The sequence below is a fragment of the Nonomuraea sp. NPDC049695 genome, from assembly GCF_040674955.1.
In the GTDB taxonomy this organism is placed as follows: Bacteria; Actinomycetota; Actinomycetes; order Streptosporangiales; family Streptosporangiaceae; genus Nonomuraea; species Nonomuraea helvata.
The window spans coordinates 43503-56792 of the sequence record NZ_JBFANV010000027.1 but is presented as its reverse complement, the minus strand read 5'-3'; the positions used below and the strand labels follow the sequence as shown (position 1 = coordinate 56792).

The following is a 13290-nucleotide window of genomic DNA, read 5'->3' as shown; positions in this document are numbered from 1 at the left end:
GCCACGGCCACGGACCGGCCGAGCTGGTGGCCACGCACGTCGACCAGCGTGAGTGTGGCGTGGCCGAGCGCGTGGCCGTCGTCGCCTCTGACGAAGCCGCGGATTTCGACGCCGTCGTCCGGCCTGTCCGTCCAGGAGCCACCCGCCGGCGCGTACGCGGACTCGGCCTCGAAGGGTGTGGCGGCGGTCACCGCAGCGGGAGTGGCGGCGTCCGGGCTCGCGGCGGTGCCGTGCGGGCCGGTCGCGGTGCCGTGCGGGCCGGCTGTGGCGCCGTGGGGACCGGCGGTGGCGCCGTGCGGGCTCGCCGCGGCGGCGGCGCTCCGGCGTGGGAGGAAGGAGGCGAGCACGAAGGCGAGCAGGGCCGCGCCGGCGCCGATGCCCATGACGACGCGGAACCCGTCCTGGGAGGGAAGGGCGACGGGGCCGAACCGGGTGGTCAGCTGGGCCAGGACGACACCGGCCACGGCGCTGGAGACCGAGGTGCCGACGGCGCGCATGAGGGTGTTGAGGCTGTTGGCGGCGGCGGTCTCGGTGACCGGCACGGCCCCCATGACGAGGGCGGGCATGGAGGCGTACGCGAATCCGATGCCGGCCCCGATGACGCAGGAGACAAGGACGAGATGCCAGATCTCGGACATCAGCGCGATGTTGAGGCCGTAGCCGGCGGCGACGATGACGGCGCCGATCATCAAGGTCACCTTTGGCCCCATGGTCGCGGACACCCGTGCGGACAGGGGCGCCATGATCATCATCACCAGGCCGGACGGCGCCATCACCAGGCCCGCGGCCAGCATCGACTGCCCCAGCCCGTACCCGGTGGCCGCGGGCAGCTGCAGCACCTGCGGCAGCACCAGGGACATTGCGAACATCGAGAAGCCCATCATGGTGGAGGCGAGGTTGGTGAACAGCACCTGACGCCGCGCGGTGGTGCGCAGGTCCACCATCGGCTCCCGGGTGCTCAGCTCCCACCAGCCCCAGAGCAGCAGCACCACGACCGCCGCGGCGAACAGGCCGATCGTGAGGGGGTCGCCCCAGCCCCAGTCGGCGCCCTTGGAGATGGCCAGAAGCAGGCACACCAGCGCGGCCGACAGCCCGGCGGCGCCGACCACGTCGAACCGCCCGCCGCTGCGGACCGGCGATTCGGGCACCAGCGTGATCACGAAGATGAGGGCCACCGCGCCGAGGCCGGCCGCGGTCCAGAACAGCACGTGCCAGTCGGCGTTCTCGGCGATGAGGGCGGCGGCCGGCAGGCCCAGGGCGCCGCCCACGCCGAGCGAGGCGCTCATGAGCGCGGTGGCGGAGCCGAGCCGGTCGGTGGGCAGCTCGTCGCGCATGATGCTGATGCCGAGCGGGATGACGCCGGAGGACAGACCCTGCAGGCACCGCCCGACGATCAGGGGCGTCAGGGTGTCGCTGAAGGCGCACACGGCCGATCCGATGACCAGCAGGACCAGGTTGACCAGGAGCATGCGCCGTTTGCCGTACATGTCCCCCAGCCGTCCCCACACCGGCGTGGCGACCGCGCTCGCGAGCAGCGTCGCGGTGACCGCCCAGGTGGTGTCGGAGGCCGAGGCCCGCAGCAGCTTGGGAAGTTCGGGGATCAGCGGGATCACCAGGGTCTGCATCAATGACACCACGATGCCGGCGAAGGCGAGCACCACCACGAAGGTGCTCGATCGCGGAGGACCGGCCGCGTGTGCGGCGCGGGCTGCGCTGTTGGCCATGCGAGGACTCCGTTACGGGGGTTGGGGGAAGCGAACGATGAGGTATACGGTAAATCAGTCGCTTGACTTAAGACTAACAGCATCGATTCCGCGGTCAGATCCGAAGGAGAGGTTCCACAGTGAGCCAAGATCGCCGGAAGCCGCGGCAGATTCCGGTACGGTGGTGACGATGACGGGCAAGACCGAGCGGGCCGATCGGGTCAGCGTCACCCGCGAGCGCATCCTGACGGCGGCGGAGCGGCTGTTCGCCGAGCACGGCGTGTTCGCCGTGTCCAACCGCCAGGTCAGCGAGGCCGCCGGGCAGGGCAACAACGCCGCCGTCGGCTACCACTTCGGGACGAAGACCCACCTGGTACGCGCGATCATGCGCAAACACGCCGAGCCGGTCGAGCGGATACGCGAGCGGATGCTGGCCGACATGGGCGACTCCGCGGACGTACGCGACTGGGCCGCCTGCCTCGTCCGCCCGGTCACCGAGCATCTGGCCGCCCTGGGCTCCCCCACCTGGCACGCCCGGTTCATCGCGCAGGTGGTGACCGACCCCTCGCTACGCGCGATCGTCGCCGAGGAGACCCGCTCCTCCCCTTCGCTGAGGCGGACTCTCGAGGGGTTTCACCGGTGCCTGCCCGAACTGCCCGCAGAAGTGCGTGCCGAGCGCGGCGACATGGCCCGCCAGCTGATCACGCACATGTGCGCCGAGCGCGAACGCGCTCTCGCCGAAGGCACCCCCACACCCCGGGCCAGCTGGCACGACGCGGCCACCGGCCTGATCGACGCGCTCGTGGGGCTGTGGCTGGCACCCGTGACCCCCGGCTCCTGACGGCGCGCGGCCCGGCGCTGGCGGCGGGTGGGCGTCGCGATGATCCTGATGGCGCGCCGCGCGATCAGAGTGGCGACTGGGTATCGCGCGTCGCGATGGCCCTGATGACCCCGGCCAGGTCGTCGGCGACCTTGGCGACGGTCGTCAGCTCCGCCGGACTGAGCTCCTGGAGCAACGTGGCGGTCGCGGCGCGTACCTCGGCGAACAGCGAGGCGGTCGCCGTCGCGGCGGACTCGGTCAGGCTGACCCGTACGGTACGACGGTCGTGCTCGTCGTGGGTCCGTCGCACGTAATCGTGCTTCTCGAGCCGGCGCAGGGCGGCGCTGAGCGCGGGCGCCGAGAGGCCGACCGCCTCCGCGAGCGCCCCGGCCGGCAACGGGCCCCGCGTGGACAGTATGTCGAGGCAGCGCAGGTCGCTTCGCGCGATCCCGAGCCGGGCCGCGGCGACCTGGTCGAGGAGGTCCAGGGTGGTGGCCAGATTCCGGAACGCGGCCACCGCCGCCATCGCCGGATCATGTGCTTGCATTGCCCTATTCACTTCCACCCCCGTCTACCCCGCCGACCGGCTGGCCATCTCCCGGCAGGACACCGCCCCCTATCGGCGTTCGTATCAGTTCCTGGCCTACGGCGGCCGCGGCCACCTGCCGGCCGACATCCCCGGCGACGACCGGCCGGACCTGGTGGCCGCCCTCCACGACGACGCCGAGACCTGGCTGCGCGCGGCCACCCCCTGATCCTGCGGCCCTATCGCTGAGCGGCGAGCCACTCGTCGAACGTGGTCGGCGCGATGCGGGCGCCCTCGCCGGGCAGCAGCACGTTGCCGGCCATCGACGGGCCGAACAGCCCCGACCACGTCGGCACGAGCTTCACCTCTCGGCCGAGCGCCTGGTTGGTGCGCCGGGCCATGTCGACCAGGTCCTGCGTCTCAGGCCCGGCCACGTCGGCGTAGCGGCCCTTCGGGTCGCCCACCGCGATCTCGGCGAGGACGTCGGCCACGTCCGCGGGCGCGATCGGCTGCACGAGCAGCGGCGCGATCGTGGCCACGCCGTCCTGCTGGGTCCAGCTCGCCACCATCGCGGCGAAGTCGTGGAACTGGGTGGCCGGGACGATCGTCCACGGCACCGGGCCGGCGGCCACCAGCCGCTCCTGCTCCCGCTTGCCGGCGTAGTGCGCGTTGCCCTCGACCCGATCGATCCCGACGATCGACAGCAGCACGTGGTGACGGACGCCCGCCCGCTGCTCGGCGGCGAGCAGGTTCCGCGTGGCGGCGCCGAAGTACGCCACCACCTCCGCCGGATCGGTGGCCGGCCCGTTGGTGACGTCGATGACCGCCTCGACGCCGGTGAGGGCGTCGTCGAGCCCGTCACCGGTCACCAGGTCCACGCCGAGCGAACGGCTGACGCGCACGACGTCGTGCCCGCCCCGTTCGAGTGCGGCGACAGTGAGGGCCCCGATGTTCCCGGTCGCGCCGGCGACTGCGATCCGCATGATGATCTCCCCTGTCTTGTGGGCGCCGTCTCGTTGGCGGACGGACGCTATCATGGACCTTATAGGTCCACAATATCTGCGATAAGCTCGGGTACGTGAAGCTGCCTGTGAGCACCGAATGGGTGTTGCACTGCGCCACGACGCTGGCGCAGCTCGAGCCGGGAGTCACCGCGTCGACGGCACAGCTCGCGCAGTACTACGACCTTCCCGCGCCCTATCTCGCCAAGCAGCTGCAGGCGCTGGTCAAGGCCGGCGTGCTGGCCGCGACGACCGGCCCGCGGGGCGGGTTCCGGCTCGCGCGGCCCGCCTCGGAGATCACGCTCCTGCAGATCGTCGAGGCCGTCGACGGCACGTCCTCACCGTACGAGTGCCGCGAGATCCGCCGGCGGGGACGCGGCGCGCTGCCGCCCGAGGACTGCCGGAACACCTGCGTCCTCGCCGAGAAGATGGCCGACGCGCACGACGCGTGGCGGCGCAGCCTGACCGGAGTCTCGCTCGCCGACATCCTCGCCTCCCTGCCGCCGTCGGCGCCGGCCCGCACCCGATCACGCCTCGCGGGCACGTCCTGACACCAGCCACCGTCCGGACACCAGCCACCCTCCCGCCACCAGTCACCCTCCCGCCACCAGCCACCGTCCCGACATCAGCCACCCTCCGGCTGCCCTCGCTTGACCCCCGCCCACCCGAGCACCTTGGAGAGGACCACATGTCCGACTTATCCGGCGTCGCGGCCTTCTACGCCACCCACAGCAGCTTCTCGGCGCCGGGCGCCTTCGCCGCGCTCTACGCCGACCTGCCCTCCGACCCGGCCCGGCTCGCACGCGTCACCCGCGACCTGATGATCCACCGATGGGAGGGCCGCGACTACCGCTACGACATCCCGCGCGAGCGGCTGCACAACGACGCCGAGACCCGCTACATCGACGACATCCTGGCCATCATCGTGGAGCGCGACGACGCCCCGTTGACGCGGCCCCGCGCCCTCCACGACCGCTTCGTCGGCACGTGCCGCGACTTCGCGCTGCTGTTCTGCTCGTTCCTGCGCCACCAGGGCACCCCCGCCCGGGTCCGGTACGGGTTCGCCGACTATTTCGGCCGGGACGGCTTCCACTACGACCACATGATCGCCGAGTACTGGGACGAGCGGCGCGGATGGCGCCTGGCCGACCCGCAGCTCACCGATCCCGTGATCGCCGGCCCGCTCGACGTGGACTTCGACCCCGTCGACATCCCGCGCGCCCGCTTCATGGACGCCGGCACCGCCTGGCAGACGATCCGCGCGGGCGAGGCGGACCCGGCGACGTTCGGGCTCAAGCTCCCGGACGGGATCACATCCGGGGAGAACTTCGTGGCCGCGAACCTGCTGTTCGACATCGCCACCCTGAACAAGGTGGAACCGCTGGTCTGGGATGTCTGGGGCGCGATAGCCGGCATCGACCACGGGATCACCGAATCGGACCGGGAGTTCTACGACCGGATCGCGAAGGCGACGGCCGGAGAAGGGGACTTCGCCGAGGCCAGGACGATGTATCTCCAGGAGGACCGGCTGCGGATACCGCGAACGGTGCTGTCACGGACCCCCTTCAACGGCCCTCGCGAAGTGACCCTCCGCGAGCTCCGGTGAAAGTTTCACGCCCGACGACCTGCGTGGGTGGCAGGCACGCTTGACACCTCCCAGGTGAGCGACGACGGTCGGGTGTTAACGCTCACATCCCTCTTGGAGCCGGCTCAACAGCGCCTGCCGACAGTGGCCCATCCGGCCCATCTCTTAGGAGATCCCGACATGTGGAAACGAGCTCTCGCCGTCGCCCTTCTGCTCGCCGCCTCCGTCGTACGACCGGCGCAGGCGGCCCCGCCTCTACCCGAGCCCCTCGCCACACCGACCACTCCCCCGCTGTCCTATCCCGGGCCAGGCCGCGTGACGGGTGACGTGGGCGTGCACGACCCGAGCGTGGTCAAGAAGCCGGACGGCACGTACCTGCTGGTGCACACCGGCAACAACATCGCGATCAAGACGTCCACCGACAGGACCGCCTGGCGCAACGCCGGCGTGGCCTTCCCCAACGGCGCGCCGTGGACCACCTCCTACACCGGCGGCAGCGCCAACCTGTGGGCGCCCGACATCTCCTACCGCAACGGGCGGTACTACCTCTACTACTCGGCCTCGACGTTCGGCTCGCGCAATTCGGCGATCTTCCTGGCCACCAGCCCCACGGGCGCCTCAGGCACCTGGACGAACCAGGGCCTGATCATCTCCACCACGTCGTCGAGCAACTACAACGCCATCGACCCCAACCTCATCGTGGACGCCCAGGGCCGCTGGTGGCTCGCCTTCGGGTCCTTCTGGACCGGGATCAAACTCATCCAGCTCGACCCCGCCACCGGCAAGCGCCTCGGCACCTCGATCACCGGCCTGGCCCAGCGCACCGGCGGCACCACCGCGATCGAGGCGCCGTTCGTCTTCCGGCACGGCTCGTACTACTACCTGTGGGTGTCCTTCGACGCCTGCTGCCAGGGTGCGAGCAGCACCTACCGGATCATGGTCGGCCGTTCGGCCAGCATCACCGGCCCGTACGTGGACCGCAACGGCGTCGCCATGACCTCGGGCGGCGGCACCCAGGTCCTGGCCGGGCACGGCAGCATCCACGGGCCGGGCCACCAGGCGGTGATCCCCGACGTCGACGCCGAGGTGCTCTTCTACCACTACTACGCCGACAACGGCGCTTCGCTGCTCGGCATCAACCTCCTCGGATACGACAGCGCGGGCTGGCCCTTCGTCTACTGATCGCGGAGTGCCACCGGGCATCAGGTGCCGAGGAGTCGTAGCGCCGCCTGGCTTCTGGCGATCAGCTCGGCGACGGCAGAGGTCAGGCGCGCTTGGCCTTGCGCCATGAACGGTCGTAGAGGGTGGCGCTGTCGAGGGTTGAGGGGCCGCCTTCGTCGCCCAGCGTAGGACCGTCGACCGTTTTGCGGCTGGAGATGAACCGGTGTTTGCCGGTGGAGTCGATTCCCAAATAAATGCCGACGTGGTCGAGGGCTGTGCCGTCGTCCGTGCTGGCGTCCCAGAACAGCAGGTCGCCCGTCTGCAGGTCCGCGTAGGACGTGGGTTTGGCCGTTCCACCGTCGATCACGGTGATCCCCGGGGCGTTCTCATCGGCCATCTGTACGGCTCGGCGGGGAAGGGCGGACTTGCTCAGCGTGTCGCCGATGCCGAGAGGGTATCCGCCGCGGTAGCCAAGGACCATTCTGACGAAACCGGAACAGTCCAGCGATTCCTTCTGGCGGGCTTCCGGGGGGTCGATCTTGTCGTCGTAGGTCCATGCGAGACCGAGGTAGTCGTTGAAGTCCGAGCCCTCTTCCCGGGTGCCGTCCGGGAGCAGGGGACCGTAGTGGGCATCGCCCGCGTAGCGCACACCATCGCGGACCTTGGCGGGGGCGCCCGCGAGGTACTGCGTGGCGATATCCAGCAGATCCTCGTCGGTCCTGGCGATGTTGGCCGCCGGCCATGAGGCCGCCCATGGCTCGGAGGGTGACCATGGGCCGGGCAGCAGGCGGACCCAGGCCCGGGTCGAGACGGTCGCCTCGGTCGTCGTCTCGGCGAACTTACGTTGCTGACCGTAGGTGACGGCAGTTCGGGCGCCTTCCGTCAGGACAGCGCCGACCCGGCCTTGGCTGTAGTAGAGGTCCTGTCCGGATCTGCCGGGGGCGTAACCGGTGAAGGACTGCCCCGGCGAGCAGGCGGTGGCGTCGGCGAACAGGGTGGTGAAGGAGGCGAATCCGTCCTTCAAGGGGTGGCGGTCCTGCCAGACCGGTGCCCCGGCCAGGGGGTCGGCATGGTGCTGCCACCACATCCGGCCGGACGCGTCGAGCGCGTAGACGACTCCCGCTCCGGCGCCGGACGGACTGCGGTAATCCCCCCAGCCCTCACCGGCTACCAGTCCCGTGCCCGGGCCGAAGGCGGTGCCGCCTGTGGCCGGATCGGTGTGGTCGTACCAGCGGATCTGTCCCTTGGTGTTGACGCCGTACAGTGTGCCGTCGCGCCCGGTCACCAGAGTGGTGATCGCTGTCCAGCCCGAGCGGATGACCTTGCCGCTCCCCTGCGCCCACCGGGCCTCGCCGGTCGTCGGCGAAAGATGGCGGTACCAGTGCAGGTCTCCGGCTTTGTCAAGGGCGTAGATGACCCCGGAGCCGGCCGACACGATGTCCACGAAGTCGCCCCAGCCGTGGCCGATGACCGTGCGCTCGCCAGGAGCCCAGCCGCGCTCTCCGGTCGCCGGATCCAGGTGACGGTACCATTTCAGGTCCCCGTCGCCATCGACCGCATAGATCACGCCGTCGCCACCGGAGAACACCTTGGCCAGCGTGTTCCAGCCGTAGCCGATCTCCTTGCCGCTGTCGGCGACCCAGGAATCCTCGCCGGAGGCACCGGCGCGGTGCCCGTACCAGCGCAGTTTGCCCTCACCATCGATGCCGTACACGGGCACGACCGCCGAGCAGGTCAGGGCGGAGGCGGCCACCGCCGGTCGCGGATCGATCGTGGACAGCAGGGAGGCTCCGACGATTGCCGCGGCCAGGACGGCCAGGTGTGTACGGAGCATGTCCACAACCCTTCGATCGCACGCCGGGACGGATTCCGCACGGTCAACGCCGCCGGACTGATCCGGGGAAAATGATCTCACGGATGTCGCTCTTCCACCGCCGCCTGCCGCCGCCGACCCGCTGGCCGGCGTCAGTCCCCTGGAGAGGTTCTGTCCGCAGCGCCGGCGGCCACCTTCTCCCGCGAGTGTGCTGACGCGCGAGGCGATGTCGGAGATTCACACAGGGGCTGGAAACGTGGCAACGCCCCGCGGTGGTTGTGCTCGCAGGGCGGGGTGGCCAGTGCCGTTGATCCACTGAGGGTCGCGAGCTTGCCGATGGCTTGGCACTTGTCGGCGAGGCAGCGGGCCTCCAGGCGTCGCTGGAAGCGTTCGGCGAACGTTCACGACGCCATCACGCTACGGCCGTAGCGCGGGTCCGCGGACGATCTACCTTCGCGAGGTCATCTTGACCTGCCTGAGGAGAGCCTCCCGTGTACCTTCGCCATGCACTGGCAAGCTTGGCATTCTTGCCGGCACTTGCCGCCCCGGCAGCCGCCCACGCGTCGACCGCCGCTGATCCCGGTGCGCTGCCCCAGAAGACCCATTTCGACCTGCAGGCCCACCGAGGTGGCCTCGGCTTGACCACCGAGGAGTCGCTGGAGGGCTTCACCAAGGCCCTGCGCCTCGGGGTCAGCACCCTTGAGCTGGACACCCATGTCACCAAGGACGAGAAGGTCGTCGTCAATCACGACCGGCAGATCAGTGCCCAGAAGTGCCGCGACACCGCTCCAGTCACACCGGGCGACCCGATGTACCCCTACGTCGGCAAGTTCATCAAGGACCTGACCCTCGCCCAGATCAGAACCATGGACTGCGGATACCAGCAGCTGCCCGGTTTCCCCGAGCAGGAGGTGATCCACGGCTTCCGGATGGTCGAGCTCAAGGACGTGCTGCACCTCGTCGAGAGCTTCCACGCCAAGCAGGTCGAACTGAACATCGAAACCAAGGTCGAGGCGGGCGCGCCGCAGCAGACCCAGCCGCGTGAGCTGTTCGTCCGCCGGGTGTACGAGGAGATCCACGCCTCTGGCATCGAGGACCAGGTCACCATCCAGTCCTTCGACTGGGGTGCGCTGACGGAAATGCACCGGCTGGCGCCGTCCTGGCCACTGGTGGCGCTGACCAACTACGACTTCCTCCAGGTCGGCAAGCCCGGCGCCTCGCCGTGGCTCGGCGGGATCGACGCCGACGACTTCGGCGGCGACTTCGTCAAGGCCGCCGCCGGCATCCCAGGTGTCACCGCGCTGTCTCCCGTGTACGGTTTCCCGCAGAACGGAAAGATCAGCGACCCCGGCTTCCGCTTCTACGTCGACTCGACGATGGTGTCCGAGGCGCACGCACGTGGCCTGAAGGTCATCCCCTGGACCTGCGACGACCCCGCGACCATCGAGGCCCTCATGGACATGGGCATCGATGGCATCATCACGGACTATCCCAACCGCGTCCGACAGATCATGGCTGACCGTGGCATGCGACTGCCGAAGGCCTACGCAACGCGCTGACCCCTCCGAGGTCTTCCCCGGCCTGGCGCGGGGGGCGTCCAATGCCGTGATCGGGGCCGATCTGTTCCTGTCGGTGGTCCTGGCCTACGAGTCCGGCGTCGTCACTCCAGGCGAGCGTTGGGCACCGCCATTCCCGCCCGTGGCCGTCGGGGCGTCGAGAGGTTTCGGCGTCGAGATGCCGAGACCGGAGCGCCACGCCGAACCGCCTTGTTCACCAAATCGCAACCAAACCTATGCGGAGGGTCACATCTGCTGACGATCAAAACCCTTTTGACCAGCGGTTCAGTGGCTCACTGCCCCCTTTCCCCGTGCTTGGTCCGCCCCCCTTAACGCGGTGATGTGGCGTTTTCGCACCGACTGTGTCATGACGATCATGCTAGCCTCCTGAGCGGCTTTTATCCCTCAAAGTGGAACGATGAGGAGTTATGCGAAAGAAACTGGTAGTAGCTGCACTGATGACCGGAATCGCGGGCACGCTCGTCAGCGGCGCGCCCCCGGCCAACGCAGCCGCCAGCGCCGACGCGAAGCTGAGGTGCGTCACGCACACGACGTGGGTCAAGGGCAACACCCGCTACCTGAAGGTGAGGAACGGCTGCGCCGGGCGCGTCAAGGTCAACATGATCCAGACCGGGCCCGACTCCGGCTACAAGCTGATCAACGCCAAGCGGACGCGCACTTTCGAGGGGGGCAGCGCGCGCAAGCCGTGCGGCCTCAGGATCTACTACAAGGGCACGCGCTACTACAACAAGCTCTGGAACCCGGTCTGGGGCATTTGCTAACCGATAGATCGGCGGGCCGACCGTTCCCGTGCTCCACAGCATTTTCCTCCAGCTCGGGCCGCTGACCAAGGCGCCCACGGCCGACGGACGGGCTCCCTGGGGAGTCCTGGGCACGGGCTGGTCCCGTCCCGAGCTGGTCCCGGTCGGCTTGGCGCCGACCCACGCCACCCCATCCGGGTCTCCCGGGCGGGGTGGCGCCTGTTTCAGCAAGGCTGCCGGCTTCAGTGCGGCCGTTGGAGGAAGGGCCCTCAGCAACGGGTCGTACAGGCGGCCTGACACCAGGACATTCGCAGACCGATCACTGTCAGCTCTCTCGTACCGACCCGTCCGCCGCCACCGTGAGGACAACGTTGGGGCCGCCTTCCCCGCACTCTGGGCCGTTCGGGAAACGCCCCTTCGGTGTGACCTCGAGCCTCCGTTCCAGCAGCGGCTTCGCGCCGGCTCCACGCAGCGTCAGCCGGATCGTCACCGGCCGTTCGGGCAGCCCCGCCACGTCACCGAACCCGTTCTTCTCGCCGGTCTGCACTTCCTCCGCCCTGCAACTGTCGCCGGAACAGGTCTCCCTGGCCGCCCGCGTGGACGGCCTCAACTCGACGCCGACCTGTTTGCAGGCACCGTCCCAGCACACCTCCATCGTGGCGTCGCTCACCTCGGCGGCGAGCGGCCTTGCGATGTGCAGGGCCACACCGACAGGGGTGCCGATCGCGGTACACACCGCCTCGGACGAACAGCCGGCGGCGAGCAGAAGGGTCAGCAAAGCGAGTCGACGCACATTCCTCAGACGAACGCCAGGCGTGCCGGGTTCACCACGCGCGTTCGGTTGGCACCAGGATGACGCGCCCTCGGTTCACCTGGCGATGTCCTCATGGACGGAGAGCGTGAGGATGAGCGGTCTGGTGAACGCCGACGGGCTACTGCACCGGGTTCCAGCCGTCGCTGCCGGCCAGGTACTTCTGTGGGGTGTAGTTCGCCGCGGTTGCGCTGCTCATCTGCGGGCGGTCGCTGGTGCCGGTGCTGGCTCCGGCGCCGCTGTTGTTGTATTCGTTGAACCGGCACGTCTTCCAGGAGAAGCCGCTCATGTCCTGCCAGGCTCCGGTTTGGCGGATGTGCGCGCCCAGCGTCGAGTCGCGGATCAGCACCTGACCGATCGCGTCGGCTGCGCCACCGGCGTGCCAGCAGCGGCCCAGGGCGACGGTCCGCGCCGCGGCCGAGCTCGCCAGCGTCGATCTGGTGATCAGGATGCCGTACGTGTTGCGGGAGTTGGTGGCCGCGGCGGTGATGTAGCCGTTGTTGGTGCTGCCGCGGTCCAGCGAGCGGATGGTCGTGGAGTCGATGACCAGGGCGCCGTTGCCGTAGATGAAGTCAACGGCGCCTTCGATGTAGCTCTGGTACACGTACTGGCGGACCTGCGAGCTTCCGGTGCCGCCCCAGGACAGGAACGTGTCCTGGTAGCCCAGCAGGCGTACGTTGCGGTAGACCTGCCGGTCGCCGCCGGCGTACAGGGCCAGTGCCTGACTGTCGTGCGCGGCGTAGGTGTTGGCGATGGTCACTCCCTTGACTGTGGTGTTCTTGGCCATGTTGAGCACGGTCGCGCTGCCCGCGGCACCGGCGGTGGATTGGGGAGTGTTTCCGGTGATCACGACGTCGGTCGCGTTCCCGGTCGTACCTTGCAGGGTGATGCCGGGCTTGCTCGACGGGACGGACACCTGGCCGTGGTAGGTGCCTGGCTTGATGTTGATGACCGTGTCGGACGAGGCTGCCGCGAGCGCGGCCTGGATGGTGGTGTAATTTCCGGAGCCGTCAGCCGCCACGGTGATCGTGGTGGCGGCGTGCGCCGGGGTGGTCAGCGTGAGGGCGGCCAGGGATAAGGCGGCGACGCCGACCACAGTGGTCCGGCGTTTGTCGAGCGGCTGCATGTGTGGCCTTTCATCGATCTTCGGGGATGTTGCCGACGACAGAGGGTGGCGGGCGGACGGGGCGATCACGCCTGCCGTGTTCGACGTGCCGTTGATGTCCGGGCGCAGCCCGCCGGCCGTGTTGGGGACCGTCCCGGAGGCGTTGAAGTGCCCCTGCTGGTTGCTGTTGCCGTGGCAGTCCTACAGCTGCACCCGGGGACCCGATCCGGCGTTCGTCGGGGCCCTCCGTGCCGAGTGCGCGCGGACGGTCGATGGGCTGATGATGATCAAGTTTCGTCTTGAAGAGCAACAGACCACGTCAGGCGCTTGCTATCGTTAACATTGTTTCGCGGCTTCCGATGCCTCCTTATTCAGGGTTGGTGGCGACGGTGCGCGAGGCGTAGCGAATACCGATGCAGCGGGTCAAGTCAAGGCGCGAGCATTGCTC

The 13290-nt window shown here is 69.2% G+C and carries 12 protein-coding genes and 1 pseudogene; 7 read left to right on the top strand and 6 right to left on the bottom strand.

What is annotated here, in order from left to right; all coding sequences use genetic code 11:
- Nucleotides 1-320: 320 nt before the first annotated feature.
- A pseudogene (locus AB0J64_RS23665) lies at nt 321-1724 on the bottom strand (MFS transporter); the annotation flags it as partial.
- Between the two features lie 169 nt (nt 1725-1893).
- On the opposite strand from AB0J64_RS23665, the gene AB0J64_RS23660 reads away from it, so the two are divergent.
- A complete protein-coding gene (locus AB0J64_RS23660; RefSeq protein WP_364030381.1) occupies nt 1894-2544 on the top strand; it encodes a TetR family transcriptional regulator in 651 nt (216 codons plus the stop codon).
- 64 nt (nt 2545-2608) lie between these two features.
- Here AB0J64_RS23660 and AB0J64_RS23655 read toward each other — a convergent pair whose 3' ends face one another.
- Nucleotides 2609-3049, bottom strand: a complete 441-nt coding sequence (locus AB0J64_RS23655; protein ID WP_364030378.1) for a MarR family transcriptional regulator — start codon at nt 3047-3049, stop codon at nt 2609-2611.
- On the opposite strand from AB0J64_RS23655, the gene AB0J64_RS23650 reads away from it, so the two are divergent.
- Nucleotides 3015-3278 (top strand): hypothetical protein, encoded by a 264-nt coding sequence (locus AB0J64_RS23650; protein ID WP_364030376.1) that lies wholly within the window; start codon nt 3015-3017, stop codon nt 3276-3278. The two genes, AB0J64_RS23655 and AB0J64_RS23650, sit on opposite strands and share 35 nt — an antisense overlap.
- Before the next feature lie 10 nt (nt 3279-3288).
- On the opposite strand, the gene AB0J64_RS23645 is transcribed toward AB0J64_RS23650, so the two are convergent.
- Nucleotides 3289-4032, bottom strand: coding sequence for an NAD(P)H-binding protein (locus AB0J64_RS23645; protein ID WP_364030373.1), 744 nt, complete (start codon nt 4030-4032; stop codon nt 3289-3291).
- A 95-nt stretch (nt 4033-4127) separates the two neighbouring features.
- On the opposite strand from AB0J64_RS23645, the gene AB0J64_RS23640 reads away from it, so the two are divergent.
- The 3 genes from AB0J64_RS23640 (at nt 4128) to AB0J64_RS23630 (ending at nt 6817) form a co-directional block, all read left to right on the top strand.
- The gene (locus AB0J64_RS23640; RefSeq protein WP_364030370.1) at nt 4128-4601 is read left to right on the top strand and encodes an Rrf2 family transcriptional regulator; all 474 of its coding nucleotides are present in this window, start codon (nt 4128-4130) and stop codon (nt 4599-4601) included.
- A 137-nt stretch (nt 4602-4738) separates the two neighbouring features.
- Nucleotides 4739-5656: a transglutaminase-like domain-containing protein gene (locus tag AB0J64_RS23635; RefSeq protein ID WP_364030367.1), complete on the top strand. Its 918-nt coding sequence runs from the start codon at nt 4739-4741 to the stop codon at nt 5654-5656.
- Nucleotides 5657-5815: 159 nt separating this feature from the next.
- Complete coding sequence (locus AB0J64_RS23630; protein ID WP_364030364.1) at nt 5816-6817, top strand: arabinan endo-1,5-alpha-L-arabinosidase; 1002 nt, start codon at nt 5816-5818, stop codon at nt 6815-6817.
- 82 nt (nt 6818-6899) lie between these two features.
- Here the strand turns inward: AB0J64_RS23630 and AB0J64_RS23625 are convergent, their stop codons facing one another.
- The gene (locus AB0J64_RS23625; protein WP_364030361.1) at nt 6900-8630 is read right to left on the bottom strand and encodes a tachylectin-related carbohydrate-binding protein; all 1731 of its coding nucleotides are present in this window, start codon (nt 8628-8630) and stop codon (nt 6900-6902) included.
- 497 nt (nt 8631-9127) lie between these two features.
- On the opposite strand from AB0J64_RS23625, the gene AB0J64_RS23620 reads away from it, so the two are divergent.
- The gene (locus tag AB0J64_RS23620; protein WP_364030358.1) at nt 9128-10168 is read left to right on the top strand and encodes a glycerophosphodiester phosphodiesterase family protein; all 1041 of its coding nucleotides are present in this window, start codon (nt 9128-9130) and stop codon (nt 10166-10168) included.
- 455 nt (nt 10169-10623) lie between these two features.
- Nucleotides 10624-10947: a hypothetical protein gene (locus AB0J64_RS23615; RefSeq protein ID WP_344988200.1), complete on the top strand. Its 324-nt coding sequence runs from the start codon at nt 10624-10626 to the stop codon at nt 10945-10947.
- 304 nt (nt 10948-11251) lie between these two features.
- Here the strand turns inward: AB0J64_RS23615 and AB0J64_RS23610 are convergent, their stop codons facing one another.
- The gene (locus AB0J64_RS23610; RefSeq protein ID WP_364030355.1) at nt 11252-11719 is read right to left on the bottom strand and encodes a hypothetical protein; all 468 of its coding nucleotides are present in this window, start codon (nt 11717-11719) and stop codon (nt 11252-11254) included.
- A gap of 139 nt (nt 11720-11858) precedes the next feature.
- Nucleotides 11859-12863, bottom strand: coding sequence for a pectinesterase family protein (locus tag AB0J64_RS23605; RefSeq protein WP_364030352.1), 1005 nt, complete (start codon nt 12861-12863; stop codon nt 11859-11861).
- Between the last annotated feature and the right edge of the window lie 427 nt (nt 12864-13290).

Excerpts from the sequence above, each read along its gene's own strand:
- AB0J64_RS23630 (WP_364030364.1), top strand. The coding sequence starts at position 5,816 with ATGTGGAAACGAGCTCTCGCCGTCGCCCTTCTGCTCGCCGCCTCCGTC.
- AB0J64_RS23615 (WP_344988200.1), top strand. The coding sequence starts at position 10,624 with ATGACCGGAATCGCGGGCACGCTCGTCAGCGGCGCGCCCCCGGCCAAC.
- AB0J64_RS23660 (WP_364030381.1), top strand. The coding sequence starts at position 1,894 with ATGACGGGCAAGACCGAGCGGGCCGATCGGGTCAGCGTCACCCGCGAG.
- AB0J64_RS23625 (WP_364030361.1), bottom strand. The coding sequence starts at position 8,630 with ATGCTCCGTACACACCTGGCCGTCCTGGCCGCGGCAATCGTCGGAGCC.
- AB0J64_RS23635 (WP_364030367.1), top strand. The coding sequence starts at position 4,739 with ATGTCCGACTTATCCGGCGTCGCGGCCTTCTACGCCACCCACAGCAGC.
- AB0J64_RS23655 (WP_364030378.1), bottom strand. The coding sequence starts at position 3,049 with ATGGCGGCGGTGGCCGCGTTCCGGAATCTGGCCACCACCCTGGACCTC.
- AB0J64_RS23605 (WP_364030352.1), bottom strand. The coding sequence starts at position 12,863 with ATGCAGCCGCTCGACAAACGCCGGACCACTGTGGTCGGCGTCGCCGCC.
- AB0J64_RS23645 (WP_364030373.1), bottom strand. The coding sequence starts at position 4,032 with ATGCGGATCGCAGTCGCCGGCGCGACCGGGAACATCGGGGCCCTCACT.